This is a genomic window from Streptomyces achromogenes, assembly GCF_030816715.1.
Lineage (GTDB): Bacteria > Actinomycetota > Actinomycetes > Streptomycetales > Streptomycetaceae > Streptomyces > Streptomyces achromogenes_A.
Genome location: NZ_JAUSYH010000001.1, coordinates 795238 through 810096 on the forward strand (window position 1 = coordinate 795238; position 14859 = coordinate 810096).

At 72.6% G+C, this 14859-nt stretch carries 8 protein-coding genes and 1 pseudogene; 3 read left to right on the top strand and 6 right to left on the bottom strand.

Features of this window, described 5'->3' with window-relative positions; genetic code table 11:
- Positions 1–212: 212 nt before the first annotated feature.
- Entirely contained in the window at positions 213–587 is a 375-nt protein-coding gene (locus QF032_RS03580; protein ID WP_307039895.1) for a four-helix bundle copper-binding protein, read from the bottom strand.
- A gap of 147 nt (positions 588–734) precedes the next feature.
- Here QF032_RS03580 and QF032_RS03585 point away from each other — a divergent pair, with 147 nt between their 5' ends.
- Complete coding sequence (locus QF032_RS03585; RefSeq protein ID WP_307039897.1) at positions 735–1100, top strand: DUF6479 family protein; 366 nt, start codon at positions 735–737, stop codon at positions 1098–1100.
- A gap of 123 nt (positions 1101–1223) precedes the next feature.
- Here the strand turns inward: QF032_RS03585 and QF032_RS03590 are convergent, their stop codons facing one another.
- Positions 1224–3611 carry an ATP-binding cassette domain-containing protein gene (locus tag QF032_RS03590; RefSeq protein WP_373430287.1) on the bottom strand — a complete coding sequence of 796 codons (2388 nt, stop codon included), beginning with the start codon at positions 3609–3611 and terminating at the stop codon, positions 1224–1226.
- A gap of 290 nt (positions 3612–3901) precedes the next feature.
- Here QF032_RS03590 and QF032_RS03595 point away from each other — a divergent pair, with 290 nt between their 5' ends.
- Positions 3902–5962 (top strand): PAS domain S-box protein, encoded by a 2061-nt coding sequence (locus QF032_RS03595; protein WP_307054852.1) that lies wholly within the window; start codon positions 3902–3904, stop codon positions 5960–5962.
- Here QF032_RS03595 and QF032_RS03600 read toward each other — a convergent pair.
- The 4 genes and pseudogenes from QF032_RS03600 to QF032_RS03615 all read right to left on the bottom strand — a co-directional run bounded on the left by QF032_RS03600 (position 5946) and on the right by QF032_RS03615 (position 11595).
- Entirely contained in the window at positions 5946–6923 is a 978-nt protein-coding gene (locus tag QF032_RS03600; RefSeq protein WP_307054855.1) for an ATP-grasp domain-containing protein, read from the bottom strand. The two genes, QF032_RS03595 and QF032_RS03600, sit on opposite strands and share 17 nt — an antisense overlap.
- A 392-nt stretch (positions 6924–7315) precedes the next feature.
- A complete protein-coding gene (locus QF032_RS03605; RefSeq protein ID WP_307039903.1) occupies positions 7316–9700 on the bottom strand; it encodes a phosphoketolase family protein in 2385 nt (794 codons plus the stop codon).
- A 313-nt stretch (positions 9701–10013) separates the two neighbouring features.
- A pseudogene (locus QF032_RS03610) lies at positions 10014–10454 on the bottom strand (RpiB/LacA/LacB family sugar-phosphate isomerase); the annotation flags it as partial.
- A gap of 214 nt (positions 10455–10668) precedes the next feature.
- Positions 10669–11595 (bottom strand): SCO6745 family protein, encoded by a 927-nt coding sequence (locus QF032_RS03615; RefSeq protein WP_307054857.1) that lies wholly within the window; start codon positions 11593–11595, stop codon positions 10669–10671.
- A 294-nt stretch (positions 11596–11889) separates the two neighbouring features.
- Between QF032_RS03615 and QF032_RS03620 the strand changes: the two genes are divergently transcribed.
- The gene (locus QF032_RS03620; RefSeq protein ID WP_307054859.1) at positions 11890–14817 is read left to right on the top strand and encodes a glycosyl hydrolase 115 family protein; all 2928 of its coding nucleotides are present in this window, start codon (positions 11890–11892) and stop codon (positions 14815–14817) included.
- Positions 14818–14859 lie beyond the last annotated feature (42 nt).

A 14859-nucleotide genomic window follows, 5' to 3' on the forward strand; every position in this document is an offset into this window, starting at 1 on the left:
GCACACCGTAGAACGTGTTCCAGAAATTGGGAATGCACAGGGCGGCGTGAAGCGAGGGAGCTCCGGCTGATCGCCGCGGTCGCCGTGCTTGCTCGGTGCTGTCGCCGTTCGGCGCGGCCGCCGTTCGCCTGCGGCCACCGTTCGCCGCAGCGCCGTCCGGCGCGCACGGCTCGGTTCAGCGGTGCGGCCGGTTCAGCGGTGATGCGGCCGGTTCAGTTCAGGGTCCGGATGAACTCCGTGCAGGCCTGAGCGCACGCCCGGCACGCCGCCGCGCTCTCCTCGGCGCCCGGGTACCCGTCGAAGGCGTGCGCGCACTCCAGGCAGACGGTGCGGCACCACTCCAGCTGGGCGCGGATGCCGTCCTCGTCCATCCGGTTCTCCTCGGACAGCACGCGGCAGGTCGCGTCGCAGACCTCCGCGCACATGATGCCCTTGCGGCGCACCAGCGCCTGCCGGTCGGTACCGTCCGGATCCACGAGGCTCGCGCGCAGCGCACACGCCTGCGCGCACTCGGTGCAGGCCTGCGCGCACGCGAAACGGTCCTCCAGGAACCGGAAGAGCTCCTGCTGGGATGTCGTCGAAGTCACGTGTGAGCGGGTAGCCGGTGCGCGCCGAGCCAAACCGCCCACCGGTCACGCGGACGGCAGCGGTCCCGGGGCGCCCGGGACGCCGACGGACCAGGACCGGAGATGAAATGTCTGGTTTGCATGCCATTTCATGGGTATTTCCCTGATATGAATACCGCAAGCCAGCAGCTGGCCGCCACGAGCGGCCTGCTCAGCCTCGGGCTGTTCATGGTCCCCGTGCTCCTCGTGATCGTTCTGGGCGGGAGCTTCTGGCTGGGCGCGCGCATCAAGTCGCGCGAGTCGGACCGGCCGCGCCCCGAGGAACAGCCGCACCTCCCGCCCGGCGGGGCGGTGCACGAGATCCGCGAGCACCGGGAACCCGAGGAGGTACCCCGGACGCCGGACGGCGGACGCCCCCTCACTCCCTACGAGCTGACCAACATGCAGACCAGAGCGAGCACGGACCAGAAACGGCCGCGCTGGAGCCGCGGCAGCAGCGGGTCCTTCGGCGGCGGCGGACTCGGCGCGCACTGACGTGAAGGCCCGCGCCGGACGCCGGGTGACCGGAGCGACACGGCCGGGGCGCTCCGCGCGGAGCGACCCGGCCGTGTCGCCGGGGCGATGATGCCGGGGGCAGCCGTGCCGACCCGGGGGCCGTCAGGCGCCGACGTAGTCCGCCAGATGCTCGCCGGTGAGGGTGGAACGGGCGGCGACGAGGTCGGCGGGGGTGCCCTCGAAGACGATGCGGCCGCCGTCGTGGCCGGCGCCGGGCCCGAGGTCGATGATCCAGTCGGCGTGCGCCATCACCGCCGGGTGGTGCTCGACCACGACGACCGACTTACCCGCGTCGACCAGCCGGTCGAGCAGTCCGAGCAGCTGCTCGACGTCGGCGAGGTGAAGACCGGTGGTCGGCTCGTCGAGGACGTATACGCCGCCCTTGTCGGCCATGTGTGTGGCCAGCTTGAGCCGCTGCCGCTCGCCGCCGGAGAGGGTGGTGAGCGGCTGGCCGAGGCTGACGTAGCCGAGACCGACGTCGACGAGCCGCCCGAGGACACGGTGCGCGGCCGGTGTGGCCGCCTCGCCCGCGGCGAAGAACTCCTCGGCCTCGGTCACCGACATCGCCAGCACCTCGCTGATGTCACGGCCTCCGAGACGGTACTCCAGCACCGACGCCTGGAACCGCTTGCCCTCGCACTCCTCGCAGGTCGTGGCGACGCCCGCCATCATCGCCAGGTCCGTGTAGACGACGCCGGCGCCGTTGCACGTGGGGCAGGCCCCCTCGGAGTTGGCGCTGAACAGCGCCGGCTTCACACCGTTCGCCTTGGCGAACGCCTTGCGAATGGGGTCGAGGAGTCCGGTGTACGTGGCCGGGTTGCTGCGCCGGGAACCGCGGATCGCCCCCTGGTCGACTGCCACCACGCCCTCGCCCGGCGGGATCGATCCGTGCACGAGCGAACTCTTGCCGGAGCCGGCCACGCCGGTGACCACGACCAGCACCCCGAGCGGGATGTCGACGTCGACGTCTTGCAGGTTGTGCGCGGACGCCCCCCGGACCTCCAGCGCGCCGGTGGGCTCGCGCACCGTCTGCTTCACGGCGGCCCGGTCGTCGAGGTGACGGCCGGTGATGGTGTCGCCGGCCCGCAGCCCCTCGACGGTGCCCTCGAAGCAGACGCTGCCGCCCGCCGTGCCCGCGCCCGGGCCGAGGTCCACGACGTGGTCGGCGATGGCGATGGTCTGCGGCTTGTGCTCCACGACCAGCACCGTGTTGCCCTTGTCCCGCAGGCGCAGCAGCAGGTTGTTCATCCGGCTGATGTCGTGCGGGTGCAGCCCCGTGGTGGGCTCGTCGAAGACGTAGGTGACGTCGGTCAGCGAGGAACCGAGATGGCGGATCATCTTGACGCGCTGCGCCTCGCCGCCGGAGAGCGTGCCCGAGGGCCGCTCCAGCGAGAGGTAGCCGAGGCCGATCTCCGCGAACGAGTCCAGCGTGTGCTGCAGCGCGGTGAGCAGCGGCGCCACCGACGGCTCCCGGACGCCGCGGACCCACTCGGCCAGGTCGCTGATCTGCATCGCGCAGGCGTCGGCGATGCTCACCCCGTCGATCTTCGACGCCCGGGCGCCCTCGCTCAGCCGTGTGCCGTCGCACTCGGGGCAGACCGTGAACGTCATCGCCCGCTCCACGAAGGCGCGGATGTGCGGCTGCAACGCGTCGATGTCCTTGGACAGCATCGACTTCTGGATCTTGGGGATCAGGCCCTCGTAGGTGAGGTTGATGCCGTCGACCTTGATCTTGGTCGGTTCCTTGTGGAGGAGGTCGTGCAGCTCCTTCTTCGTGAACCTGCGGATCGGCTTGTCCGGGTCGAAGAAACCGCAGCCGCCGAAGATACGGCCGTACCAGCCGTCCATGCTGTAGCCGGGGATCGTCAGCGCGCCCTCGTTGAGCGACTTGCTGTCGTCGTAGAGCTGGGTGAGGTCGATGTCGGAGACCGTGCCGCGGCCTTCGCAGCGGGGGCACATGCCGCCGGTGCGGGAGTACGTCGCCTTCACCGCCTTCTTGGTGCCGCGCTCCACGGTGATCGCGCCGCTCGCGCGGACGGACGCGGTGTTGAAGGAGTAGGCGCTGGGCGGGCCGATGTGCGGCTCGCCGAGCCTGCTGAAGAGGATGCGCAGCATCGCGTTGGCGTCGGTGGCGGTGCCCACGGTGGAGCGGGGGTCGGCGCCCAGCCGCTGCTGGTCGACGATGATCGCGGTCGTCAGCCCGTCGAGCACGTCCACCTCGGGCCGCGACAGGTTCGGCATGAAGCCCTGCACGAAGGCGCTGTAGGTCTCGTTGATCAGCCGCTGCGACTCCGCGGCGATGGTGTCGAAGACCAGGGAGCTCTTCCCCGAGCCCGAGACGCCGGTGAACACCGTCAGCCGGCGCTTGGGGATCTCGATGCTCACGTCCTTGAGGTTGTTCTCGCGCGCGCCGTGCACCCGGATCAGGTCGTGGCTGTCCGCGACATGGGACGCGGGTGACTGCGCGTCCGTCCTCCTGGCCATGCTCATCACATCTCCCTCACTCACTCGGGAGCACCTGCGCACTCCCTCGTTGCCCGGCCCGATCCACTCGACCGGTCGACCGGTCGACCGTCCTGCCGTCCTGCCGTCCTGCCGTCCTGCCGTCCTGCCGTCCGACGCCACGCTATCCGCGGGCCGGGGGCGGCCGCTTCTCGAATACTGACGGGTTCTGTGGCGTTCAGGTTCGAACAGGGGACGGACAGTAAACGACAACCGGCGGCGAGGCCGGGCCGAAGGCGCTGAGATGGCCTGATTCGTCGTGCAGGATGAGGTGGAAGATGGCCGACGTGATGCGGGCGGAACCGGCGCGGCGCGCGAAGGCGGGGGCGGGCGCTGCCGAGCAAGTCGCGAAGCAAGGCGCGAAGCAAGGCGCGAAGCAGGACGGGAAACAGGACGCGAAGAGCGCGCCGCAGGGCGTCCGGCGGAAGAGTGAGCAGAAACGGTGCACCTGCCGGGCCACGGCGGCGGACGACGCGGTCGGCGGGGCGGAGGAGCGGTTCCGGGGCCTGCTCGAGGCGGCGCCGGACGCCATGGTCATCGTCGACGACACGGGTGCCATCCGGCTCGTCAACGCCCAGACCGAGGCCCTGTTCGGGCACGGCCGTGAGGAACTGCTCGGCCGGCCCGTCGAGTTGCTGATCCCGCACCGGTTCCACGGCCAGCACACCGCGCACCGCAGCGGGTACACGACCAACCGGCAGGTGCGTCCGATGGGCGCCGGTCTCGAACTGCACGGTCTGCGCAAGGACGGCACGGAGTTCCCCGTCGAGATCAGCCTGAGCCCGCTGGAGACCCCGGACGGCCTGCTGGTCTCCGCGGCCGTGCGCGACGTCAGCGACCGCAAGGCGGCCGAGGCGCGCATCAACGAGCTCGCCGCTCTGGTGGAGTCCTCGCAGGACGCGATCCTCGCCAAGACCCTCGACGGCTACATCACCTACTGGAACGCGGCCGCTCAGCGCCTGTACGGGTACACCGCCGAGGAGGCCATCGGCCGGCACGTGTCGATGCTGGCCCCGGCGGAGCGGCGCGGGGAGGTCAGCGAGCTGCTCGAGCGGCTGCGGCACGCCGAGAAGGTCGAGCACTACGAGACACTGCGGCTGACCGACTCCGGGGAACTGCTGGACGTGGACGTCACGCTGTGGCCGACCCGCGACACGAACGGCAGGGTGGTCGGGGCCTGCGCGATCGTGCGGGACATCAGCGACCGCAAGCGCGCGGAGGCGGAACTCACTGCTCTGTACGAGCAGCAGCGGCACATCGCGCTGACACTGCAGCGCAGTCTGATGGGGACACCGCCCGCGCTGCCCGGGCTGGCCACCGCGAGCCGCTACCGGCCGGCGACACAGGGCGCCGGCGTGGGCGGCGACTGGTTCGACCTGATCCCGCTGGGCGCCGACCGGGTCGGTGTGCTGATAGGCGATGTCATGGGCCGCGGGCTCGAAGCGGCCGCCGTGATGGGACAGTTGAGGTCGGCGGCGCACGCGCTGGCGAAGACCGGCATGCAGCCGCGGCAGCTGATGCGAGCGCTGGACACCTGTGTCGCCGACCTCGACGTGCCGGACCAGCTCGTCACCTGCTGCTATCTGGTGATCGCCCCGGACGCGGGCACGGTGACCGTCTGCTCGGCAGGGCATCTGCCCGTCCTGGTGGCCGGCGCGGGCGCGGGGATCAGCGCTCTGCCCTGCCCGGTCAACGCCCCGCTCGGCGTGGGGGACGTCCTGTACGAGCAGGCCAGTTCGGAGATACCGCCGGGCGCGACGCTGGTGCTCTACACCGACGGCCTGATCGAGACGCCGGGCTGCGACATCGAGGTGCGCATCGGTGAACTGAGCCTGCTGCTGGACGATCTGTTCGTCGGCACGCCGTGCCTGGAGGCCGCCGCGGACCATGTCCTGGCGGCTCTGCTGCCGGACGCCGACAGCCACAACGACGACGTCACCCTGCTGCTGGCGCAACTGCCGGCCGCGCCGCTGGCCACCGTCACCACCCACCTCCCGGCCGTCCCGGCCTCCGTGCCGGAGGGGCGTGCCATTCTGCACAAGGCGCTGACCTCGTGGAACTGCGCGGACAGCGCCACCGACGCCCTCCTGTTGCTGTCGGAGACGCTGACCAACGCCGTCCAGCACGCCTCGGGGCCGGTGGGCCTGCATCTGCACCGGACGGCGACCGACCTCACGGTGGAGGTGAGCGACGGCAGCGCGCAGCTCCCCCAGCCGCGTTCGGCGATCGAGGACGAGGAGTCGGGCCGTGGTCTGCTCCTGGTTCGGGCCCTCGCCGCCAGTTGGGGCGTGCGGCCGACGGACGAGGGCAAGACGACATGGTTCAGGCTGAGGCTGTGAGCCCCCGGGGCGGGCCGCCGCAGCTCCAGGCGAGCGCGTCGAGGTGCGCCTGCACATAGGGGACGGCCACCGCGTGCAGTTCGCGTTCCCCGTCGACGAAGGCCGGCTGGACGTTGACCTCGAAGACGACTCCGCCGTTCTCCACGGCCAGGTCGACGCCGGCGAAGGGCAGCCCGACCGAGGCGGTGGCGGCGACGGCGAGCTCGCCCAGCCGGGGGTCCAGGTCCGGCGGGGCGATGTGGACCGCGGTCGCGCCCCGGCAGGTGTTGCAGGGGGTGTCGGTCTCGGGCTGGAGGTGCTCGCGGGCGTGCACGACGCGGTCACCGAGGACGAAGACGCGGAACTGGTGGCGCCGGCCGTCGGCGGTCACGTTGCCGGCGTCGCGGGAGAGCAGCCAGTCGGTGCCGCGTTCGGCGTAGTAGGCGGCGGCGTCCGCCAGCTGGGCGCGGGTGGTGACGTGGAAGGTGTCGTTGCCGCCGGTACCGACCACGGGCCTGGCCCAGGTGTCCCCGCCGAGCCGGTCGAACGCGTCGGCCGCCTCCCGCGGCGCGGGACGGGACAGCACGGCGGTCTCCATCTGGGCGACGCCGTCCCGGCGGAAGCGTTCGACGGTGAGGTTCTTCTCGGTCGCCGTCCGCCACTCCTCGGGACCGGCCGCCAGGGTGACCACGCCATGGGCTTCCAGGAGCTCCTGGAAGCCGGCGAGGCCCCGTCGGCGGTGCGGCGGGATCTCGTAGAGCAGGACGACGTCGGGCTCGGCGTCGATCCGCTCCTCGGGGACCCGCAGCCGTAACCGGTCCCCGTGGCGGGTCGCCCGCCCCGTTCCGCCGGTCGCGAAGTGCCGGGAGTCGATCCGGACGGGCGGCGCGCCGGTGAGCAGTTCCACGGCGTCGGCGAGGTACTCGCGGCACCCCTCGGGAGAGGTGGGGTCGGCGATCAGGGCGATGCACGGTCGGGACACAGCGGCCTCCAGGGGCTCTCGACGCGCGCTCGTACCGCGGACGGCCCTCGCACGGCCCGAGCGGTGTCACGGATGGTGCCTGTCGCGCGGGTGGTCGCACACCTGTCGCCGCGGAAGCCGCGCCGGTGTGCGGGCCGTCGCCGGGCCCGGACGGGCGCCGGGCCGGACGGCCGGTGACCAGGGTGGTGGGGCAGGCCCCGGGGATCCGTGTGCGGGGCCGGCCGACCACTGTAAGCACCGGGTGCGGCGTCGTGCCAGGGCGCACGACGGCCCGGCGCCTGCCCCTCCCCCTGCGCCGTCCGCCCCGGCCCGTGCGCCCTGGCCGGACAGGCGCGCCGCGGCCCCCGGGAGGCGGCGGCCGCGCCGGCCTCAGCCGTCCCGGCGCCGGAGCCTCAGCCGTCCCAGGCCCAGTCCGCCACCTCGGGAAGGTCGGTGCCGTGGACGCGGATCCAGTCGTGGTGGCGCAGTCGCGCGTCCTCCATCCGCTGGCGTACGGCGGCGGCGCGCACGGCGAGACCGGGGACGCGGTCGATGACGTCCATGACGAGGCGGTAGCGGTCGAGGTCGTTGCGGACGACCATGTCGAACGGTGTGGTCGTGGTGCCGATCTCCTTGTATCCGCGTACGTGCAGGTTCCGGTGGCCGGTGCGGCGGTAGGCGAGGCGGTGGATCAGCCACGGGTAGCCGTGGTAGGCGAAGATCACCGGCCGGTCGGTGGTGAACAGACCGTCGTACTCGAAGTCGCTCATCCCGTGCGGGTGTTCGCCGGCCGGCAGCAGCCGGGCGATGTCCACGACGTTGACCACGCGGACCGCCAGCTCCGGCAGATGGCGGCGCAGCAGCTGGGCCGCGGCCAGCACCTCCTGGGTGGGCACGTCCCCCGCGCAGCCGAGGACCACGTCGGGTTCGCGGGTGCCGTCCCCGCTGCCGGCCCACTCCCACACGCCGGCCCCCCGCGCGCAGTGCGCGCGGGCCTGATCCATCGTCAGCCAGTCGTAGCAGGGCTGCTTTCCGGCCACGATGACGTTGACGTAGTCGCGGCTGCGCAGGACATGGTCGGCCACGGACAGCAACGTGTTGGCGTCCGGCGGCAGGTAGACCCGTACGACCTCGGGGCTCTTGTTGAGGACGTGGTCCACGAAGCCGGGGTCCTGGTGGGAGAAGCCGTTGTGGTCCTGTCGCCAGACGTGCGAGGTGAGCAGGTAGTTGAGGGAGGCGACGGGCGCCCGCCAGGGCAGCCGGCGGGTGACGCGCAGCCACTTGATGTGCTGGTTGACCATGGAGTCGACGATGTGCGCGAACGCCTCGTAGCAGGAGAACAGACCATGACGACCCGTCAGCAGATAGCCCTCCAGCCAGCCCTGGCAGGTGTGTTCGGAGAGGATCTCCATCACCCGGCCGTGCCGGTCGAGGTTCTCGTCGACCTGGAGGGTCTGCGCCTGCCAGGCCTTGCCGGTGGCTCCGTAGACGGCCTGGAGCCGGTTGGAGGCGGTCTCGTCCGGGCCGACGAGCCGGAAGTCACGCCGGTCGGCGGTGGAGCGCATCACGTCCTCGAGCAGGCCGCCCAGCACGGCGGTCGGTTCGTGCAGTGCGGCGCCCGGCCTGTCCACGGGGACGGCGTGCGCGTCCAGGTCGGGCAGCGGGAGTTCGCGCAGCAGCAGCCCGCCGTTGGCGTGCGGGGTGGCGCCGAGCCGGCGGTCCCCTTCGGGGATCCACGCCTGCACGTCGAGGCGGGGCGCGCCGCGTTCGTCGAAGAGCTCCTGCGGCCGGTAGGAGCGCAGCCACGCTTCCAGCTGCCGCAGGTGTTCGGGGTTGTCGCGGACGGCGGACAGCGGCACCTGGTGGGCGCGCCAGGTCCCCTCGACCGGGAGGCCGTCGACGTGGGCGGGGCCGGTCCAGCCCTTCGGGGTGCGCAGCACGATCACCGGCCAGCGGGGGCGTTCGCCGGAGCCCTCCTCCCGGGCGGCGCGCTGGAGGGCCGCGATGCGGTCCAGGGCGGTGTCCATGGCCTGCGCCATCGCGCGGTGGACGGCGTCGGGCTCGTCGCCGGTGACGTGGATCGGGTCGTGGCCGTAGCCGCGCAGCAGGTCGTCGAGCTCGGGCTCGGGGATGCGCGCGAGCACCGTCGGGTTGGCGATCTTGTACCCGTTGAGGTGCAGGATCGGCAGGACGGCGCCGTCGTGCACCGGGTCGAGGAACTTGTCGGAGTGCCAGGAGGCGGCCAGCGGCCCGGTCTCCGCCTCGCCGTCGCCGATCACACAGGCGACCAGCAGGTCGGGGTTGTCGAAGGCGGCGCCGTACGCGTGGGAGAGCGAATAGCCGAGTTCGCCGCCCTCGTGGATGGAGCCGGGGGTCTCCGGGGCGACGTGGCTGGGGATGCCGCCGGGGAAGGAGAACTGCTTGAACAGCCGGGCCATGCCGGCCGCGTCCTGGGTGACGTCCGGGTAGATCTCGGAGTAGGAGCCCTCCAGCCAGGAGTTCGCCACCACCGCGGGCCCGCCGTGCCCGGGTCCCCAGATGCACAGGGCGCGCAGATCACGGGTGCGGATGACGCGGTTGAGGTGGGTGTACACGAGGTTCAGCCCGGGCGAGGTGCCCCAGTGGCCCAGCAGTCGCGGCTTGACGTGCTCCGGCCGCAGCGGCTCGGTGAGCAGCGGGTTGGCCATGAGGTAGATCTGGCCGACGGCCAGGTAGTTCGCGGCGCGCCAGTGGGCGTGCAGCGTCCTGAGCTCGTCGTCGGTGAGCCGGGCGGACGTCGCTTGCGGGTCGACGGGCATCTCGGGTTCCCTTCCGGATCGGGTTCGCTCGGAGGTGCGTGCCGGTCCGTACCCGCCCACCCTCCCCGCCGGCCGGGTACCCCACACGGCCGAGCGACCCATACGGAGCAGCGAAGCCGTCCGTAAGGGGCCCGTCCGAAAGGGGCCCGCCCGCAGGAGAGCGTCCGTAGCGGGCGCGGACCTACAAGCCGGAGTCGGCCCCGCCCAGACCGAAGCCGTCGGGGGCGGGGACCGGACCGCGGGAGGCGCCCGGCACGCCCGCCGCACGTGCCGCGCCCGACACACCCGACGCGCGTGCCGCGTCTGACGCACCGGCGCCGTCGAGCGCCGCGAGGTGCGCGAGGTTCTGCCGGTCCTCGGCGTCCTGGCCGGCCTCGGCGGCGAACCAGGCGTCCAGGATCTCCTTGAGCAGCGGCTCGGAGGTCAGACGCAGGCTGAGCGCGAGGACGTTGGCGTCGTTCCAGCGCCGGGCGCCTTCAGCGGTGCCCGCGTCCGTGCACAGGGCGGCCCGGACGCCGGCGACCTTGTTGGCGGCGATGGACGCGCCCGTGCCGGTCCAGCAGCACACGACCGCCTGCTCGGAGGTCCCGTCGGCCACGTCACGTGCCGCCGCCGCGGAGCAGGCCGCCCACCGGGGGTCGTCGCCGGAGCGCAGCGCGCCGTGCGGCACCACGTCGTGCCCGCGGCCGCGCAGCTCCGCGACGAGGGCGCGGGCCACTGGTTCGTCCATGTCCGAGGAGACGGAGATCCGCATGTCCGCGAGCCTACTGACGGCAGGCCCGCCCTGTCGCCCCGAACGCCTCAAGGAGGCCGGGCCCACGGGACGTCGCCCCGCCGGAAGGGCACACGCACCACCCGGCTCCGCCCGCCGCGACCCCGCACACCGCACGGCACCGCAGCCACCTCGTGCACGTGCACCCTGCGCACCCCGCGCGCCCCGTGCCCGCCCGCCCGCGTCGACCGGACGATCACCTCGCGGCAGCGGGAAGCCCGCTCGGCTCCCCGCTCGGCGACCCGTCCGTGACGCCGCCGACGAACGCGCCCGTGAGCCCGGCCGGATTGCCGGCCGGGACGATCCCCGAGTCCAGGACGGTGCGGGCGAACGGTTCGAGCAGATGGGCGAGGCGGGCGGTGGCGGCGGGCCCCAGCGTCCTCCACGGCGTGACGGCGGCCGCGTCCGTGTCGGCCTCGATCCCGGCCCGGACGGCCGCTCCCGCTTCGGTGAGACGTGCGTCCTCGTCGAGCCAGCCGCGCTCGCGGAGTTCCGTCTGCGCCGCCTGCCAGGCCGCGAGATCCCACCTGCGGGTCTGCCGCTGGAACTCCGCGTCCGCCTCACCCGCCGCGCACTTGAGCACCATGGCACCGACCGGCCCCAGGCAGCGGCCGACGAGGGCGGCGACATGGCCGTCGCCGCGGTGTTCCCGCAGGGTGGTCAGCGCCTGCCACAGCCTGACGTGCGGCTGTTCCGGGCGGGGCAGAGCCTGGTTGGCCGCCCCGAGCACGCGTCCCGCGGTGTCCGCCGCCCGCGCCGCCTCCCAGGCGAGTTCCGCGGCCTCGGCCATCTCGGGCGAGCCGACGACGTCCTGACCGTGGAGGGCGGTCATGGCGGCGTCCACCGCCCGCTCACGCGCCGCGAGTACGTCCTCGGCCGTCGCCGCACGCCACGCGTCCGGCAGCGCACGCGCCACGCGGTCGGGATGAAACACGTAGAAACAGCTGGTGACGACCGCGGCGGGGGCGGGCCCGAGGGGCGCCGCGCGGAGGGCGAAGTAACCCATCCAGTACCCGCGCATCCCGAGGCGGTCGGCGGCGGCGCGCACCTCGGGCGCGAAGTACACCAGTTGGTGGACCGGTTCGAACCTCTCCCACATCGCCCGTGCGACGGTGTCCTTCACCCAGTCCTCCCGACCGGTCCGGCGGCTGCACCTGCATCTGCACCTGCGAGAGGCAGCATCCGTCATGACGGCGGTCATAACAACCCCGCCCGCCGGAGCCTGCGTACGCGCGGACCGTGCCGTCACCCTCCTCCTGTCACGCGGTTATGGACGTCGGCGTCCGCCCTGGCCTAGGGTGCCGGAGAAAGCGCTTTCTAGCATGGTCATGCCAGTGTCTAGTCGGGAGCGTCGATGTCGCACACCGCACCACAGGACCCCTCGCAGCCGTGGAGCCGAAAGGCGTTTCTGCGGGGCATGACGGCCGTGGGAGTGGCCCCGCTGCTGCCGGCGGCGCTGCCCTCCGCCGCCCGGGCCGCCACGGCCGGCCCGGCTTCCGCCCGGCCCGACTTCGACCTGGTGCAAGGCGGTGTCGCCGTCGACGTGTTCGTGGACGCGGGCGCGGACCCCGCCGTGCTCCGCGCGGCCGGCGACCTGCAGGCCGACGTGGAACGGGTCACCGGAGTCCGGCCGGCCCTGCGGCGCACCCTGCCGGCACGGGCCACGGCGCTGATCGTGGTCGGCACGCTCGGCTCGAGCCCGGTCGTGGACCGTCTCGTCGCGCGCGAGCGGCTCGGTGTGCGGCAGGTCGCGGGGCGCTGGGAGGCGTCCGTGACCCAGGTGGTCGAGCGTCCGGCGCCCGGGGTGGACCGCGCCCTGGTGATCGCGGGCAGCGATCCGCGCGGCACGGTCTACGGGATCTACGACACCTCGGAGCGGATCGGAATCTCGCCCTGGTACTGGTGGGCCGACGTGCCCGTCGAGCGGCGGGACGCGGTCGCCGTGCCCGCGGGGCCCTTCGTGCGCCGCGAGCCGTCGGTCCGCTACCGGGGCGTCTTCATCAACGACGAGCAGAACCTGACCACTTGGTCGCACCGCACGCAGGAGACGGACAAGAACATCGGTCCGCGGACGTACGAGCGCCTCTTCGAGCTGCTGCTCCGGCTGAAGGCGAACTACCTGTGGCCTGCGATGCATCCGTACTCCGACTTCTTCAACAAATACCGGGAGAATCCCGAACTGGCCGACCGCTACGGCATCGTGGTCGGCTCCAGCCATCCGGAGGCGCTGCTGCGCAACGGCGTCCACGAATGGGCGCCGTGGGCCGAGGAGCACCGCGGCGCGGACGGCGCACCGCCGGTCTACGACTACACGGTGAACCCGGCGGTGATCTCCGACTACTGGCGGGCCCGGGCCCGGGAGAACGCGGCGTACCAGAGCAGTTGGACGCTCGGCATGCGCGGTCTGCACGACAGCGCGCTGGAGACGAGGCACGCCACCACGATCCCGGAGAAGGTGGCGGTGATGAACGACATCATCGCCGACCAGCGACGGATCCTCGCGGAGGAGGTCGGGGCGGCGGCCGAGCCGCAGATCTTCATCCCGTACAAGGAGGTGCTGGACCTCTACAACGCGGGCGTCCGGGTGCCCGACGACGTCACGCTGATCTGGCCGGACGACAACCACGGCAACATGCGCCAGCTGCCGACCGAGTCGGAGCGCGCCCGCGCGGGCGGCAACGGCATCTACTACCACCTCTCCTACTGGGGCCGTCCGCGCAGCTATCTGTGGCTGGACACGACGCAACTGGCCAAGGTGTGGCAGGAGTTGCGCAGGGTGTACGAGCACCGGGCCGACCGCATGTGGATCTTCAACGTCGGTGACCTGAAGTCGATCGAGACGGGTCTGTCCTTCTCCATGGACATGGCCTGGGACGTGGACCGGTGGACGGCCGAGAACGTCGAGGGCTTCCTCGCGGAGTGGTACGGCCAGCAGTTCGGGCTGCGGTACGGCCGGGAGATCACCTCGATCCGCACCGAGTACTACCGGCTCGCGGCGGAGCGGCGGCCGGAGTTCATCGACCGCGGCGTCTTCTCCGTGGTCCACCACGGGGACGAGGCGGGACGTCGCATGGCCGCCTACGACCGTCTGCTGCAACGGACCACGACGCTCGGCGACGGACTCCCCGCGGAGTTGCGGGACGCCTTCTTCGAGCTCGTCCACTATCCGGTGCACGGCGCGTACCTGATGAACCTGAAGTACTACTGGGCGGACCGCAACGCCCTGGCGGCACGGCAGGGGCGCGGCGCCGGGACCAACCGCTTCGCTGACCTCGCCGAGGCGGCGCACACGCAGGAGGCCGCGCTGACCCAGCGGTACGACACCGAGGTTGCGGGCGGGAAGTGGAGCGGCTACATCAATCCGTACCCCTCGCAGATCCCGAAGGCGCCGGGCCGTCCGTCGGTCACCCGGGTCGCCCAGCGGGAGACGTCCGGGCTGGGGATCGCCGCCGAGGGGAACGAGGTCGGCGCCGCGCGGGCGCTGTCGTTCTCCTCCACGACCCGGGACCGGCGTTTCGTGGACGTTTTCAACACCGGTTTCCTCTCGCTTTCCTGGGTCGCCGAGGCGGACCGGCCCTGGGTCCGGCTCAGCGCGGCGGGCGGTTCGCTCACCGAGCAGACCCGGGTGTGGATCGAGATCGACTGGCCGGCCGCGCCGGAGGGCACACACGCCGTAACGGTCGTGTTCACCAGCGGTGACCAGCGTTTCGAGGTGCCGCTGACGGTCGTCAACGAGGGTGAGCGGGCGCGTCGGCGGGCGCGTGGGTTCGTCGAGGCGAACGGCTGGGTGTCGATCGACGCCGTGCACACCGAGCGCCGGGTGGCGCGTGGCGGGGCCCGCTGGCGGACCGTGCGCGGGCTCGGCCGCGGTGCGGCCGCGGTGGAGGCCGCACCGTCGACGGCGGCCCCGGTGACCGCCGACCTCGCCGCTCGTGCGCCGGAGCTGCGCTATCGGGTGCGCTTCACCAGCACCGGGACGTTCCCGGTGACCGTCTTCCGGCTGCCCTCGCTCGACGAGCGGGGCGCCCGGCGGCTCGCCGTCGCCCTGGACGATCAGCCGCCCGTCGTCCTGTCGGGTCAGTCCGTGGCCACCGGCAACCGGGGGGACGCCTGGGCGCGCAACGTCGAGGAGGGGGTGGAGAAGCTGACCGCGCCGGTGACCGTCGCCGAGCCCGGCGAACACGTCCTGCGGGTCTTCATGGTCGATCCGGCGATCGCCGTGGACCAGGTCGTCATCGACACCGGCGGCCTGCCCGACGCCTACCTGGCACCGCCGGAGAGCTACCACCCGGTGTTCAACCCGGCCCCGGACACGTCACCGGGAGTGGACGCGCCGAGCCGGTAGCCGGCCGGCCCACCGAGAGCGGGTGTCGCCCTCCGGGGCGGC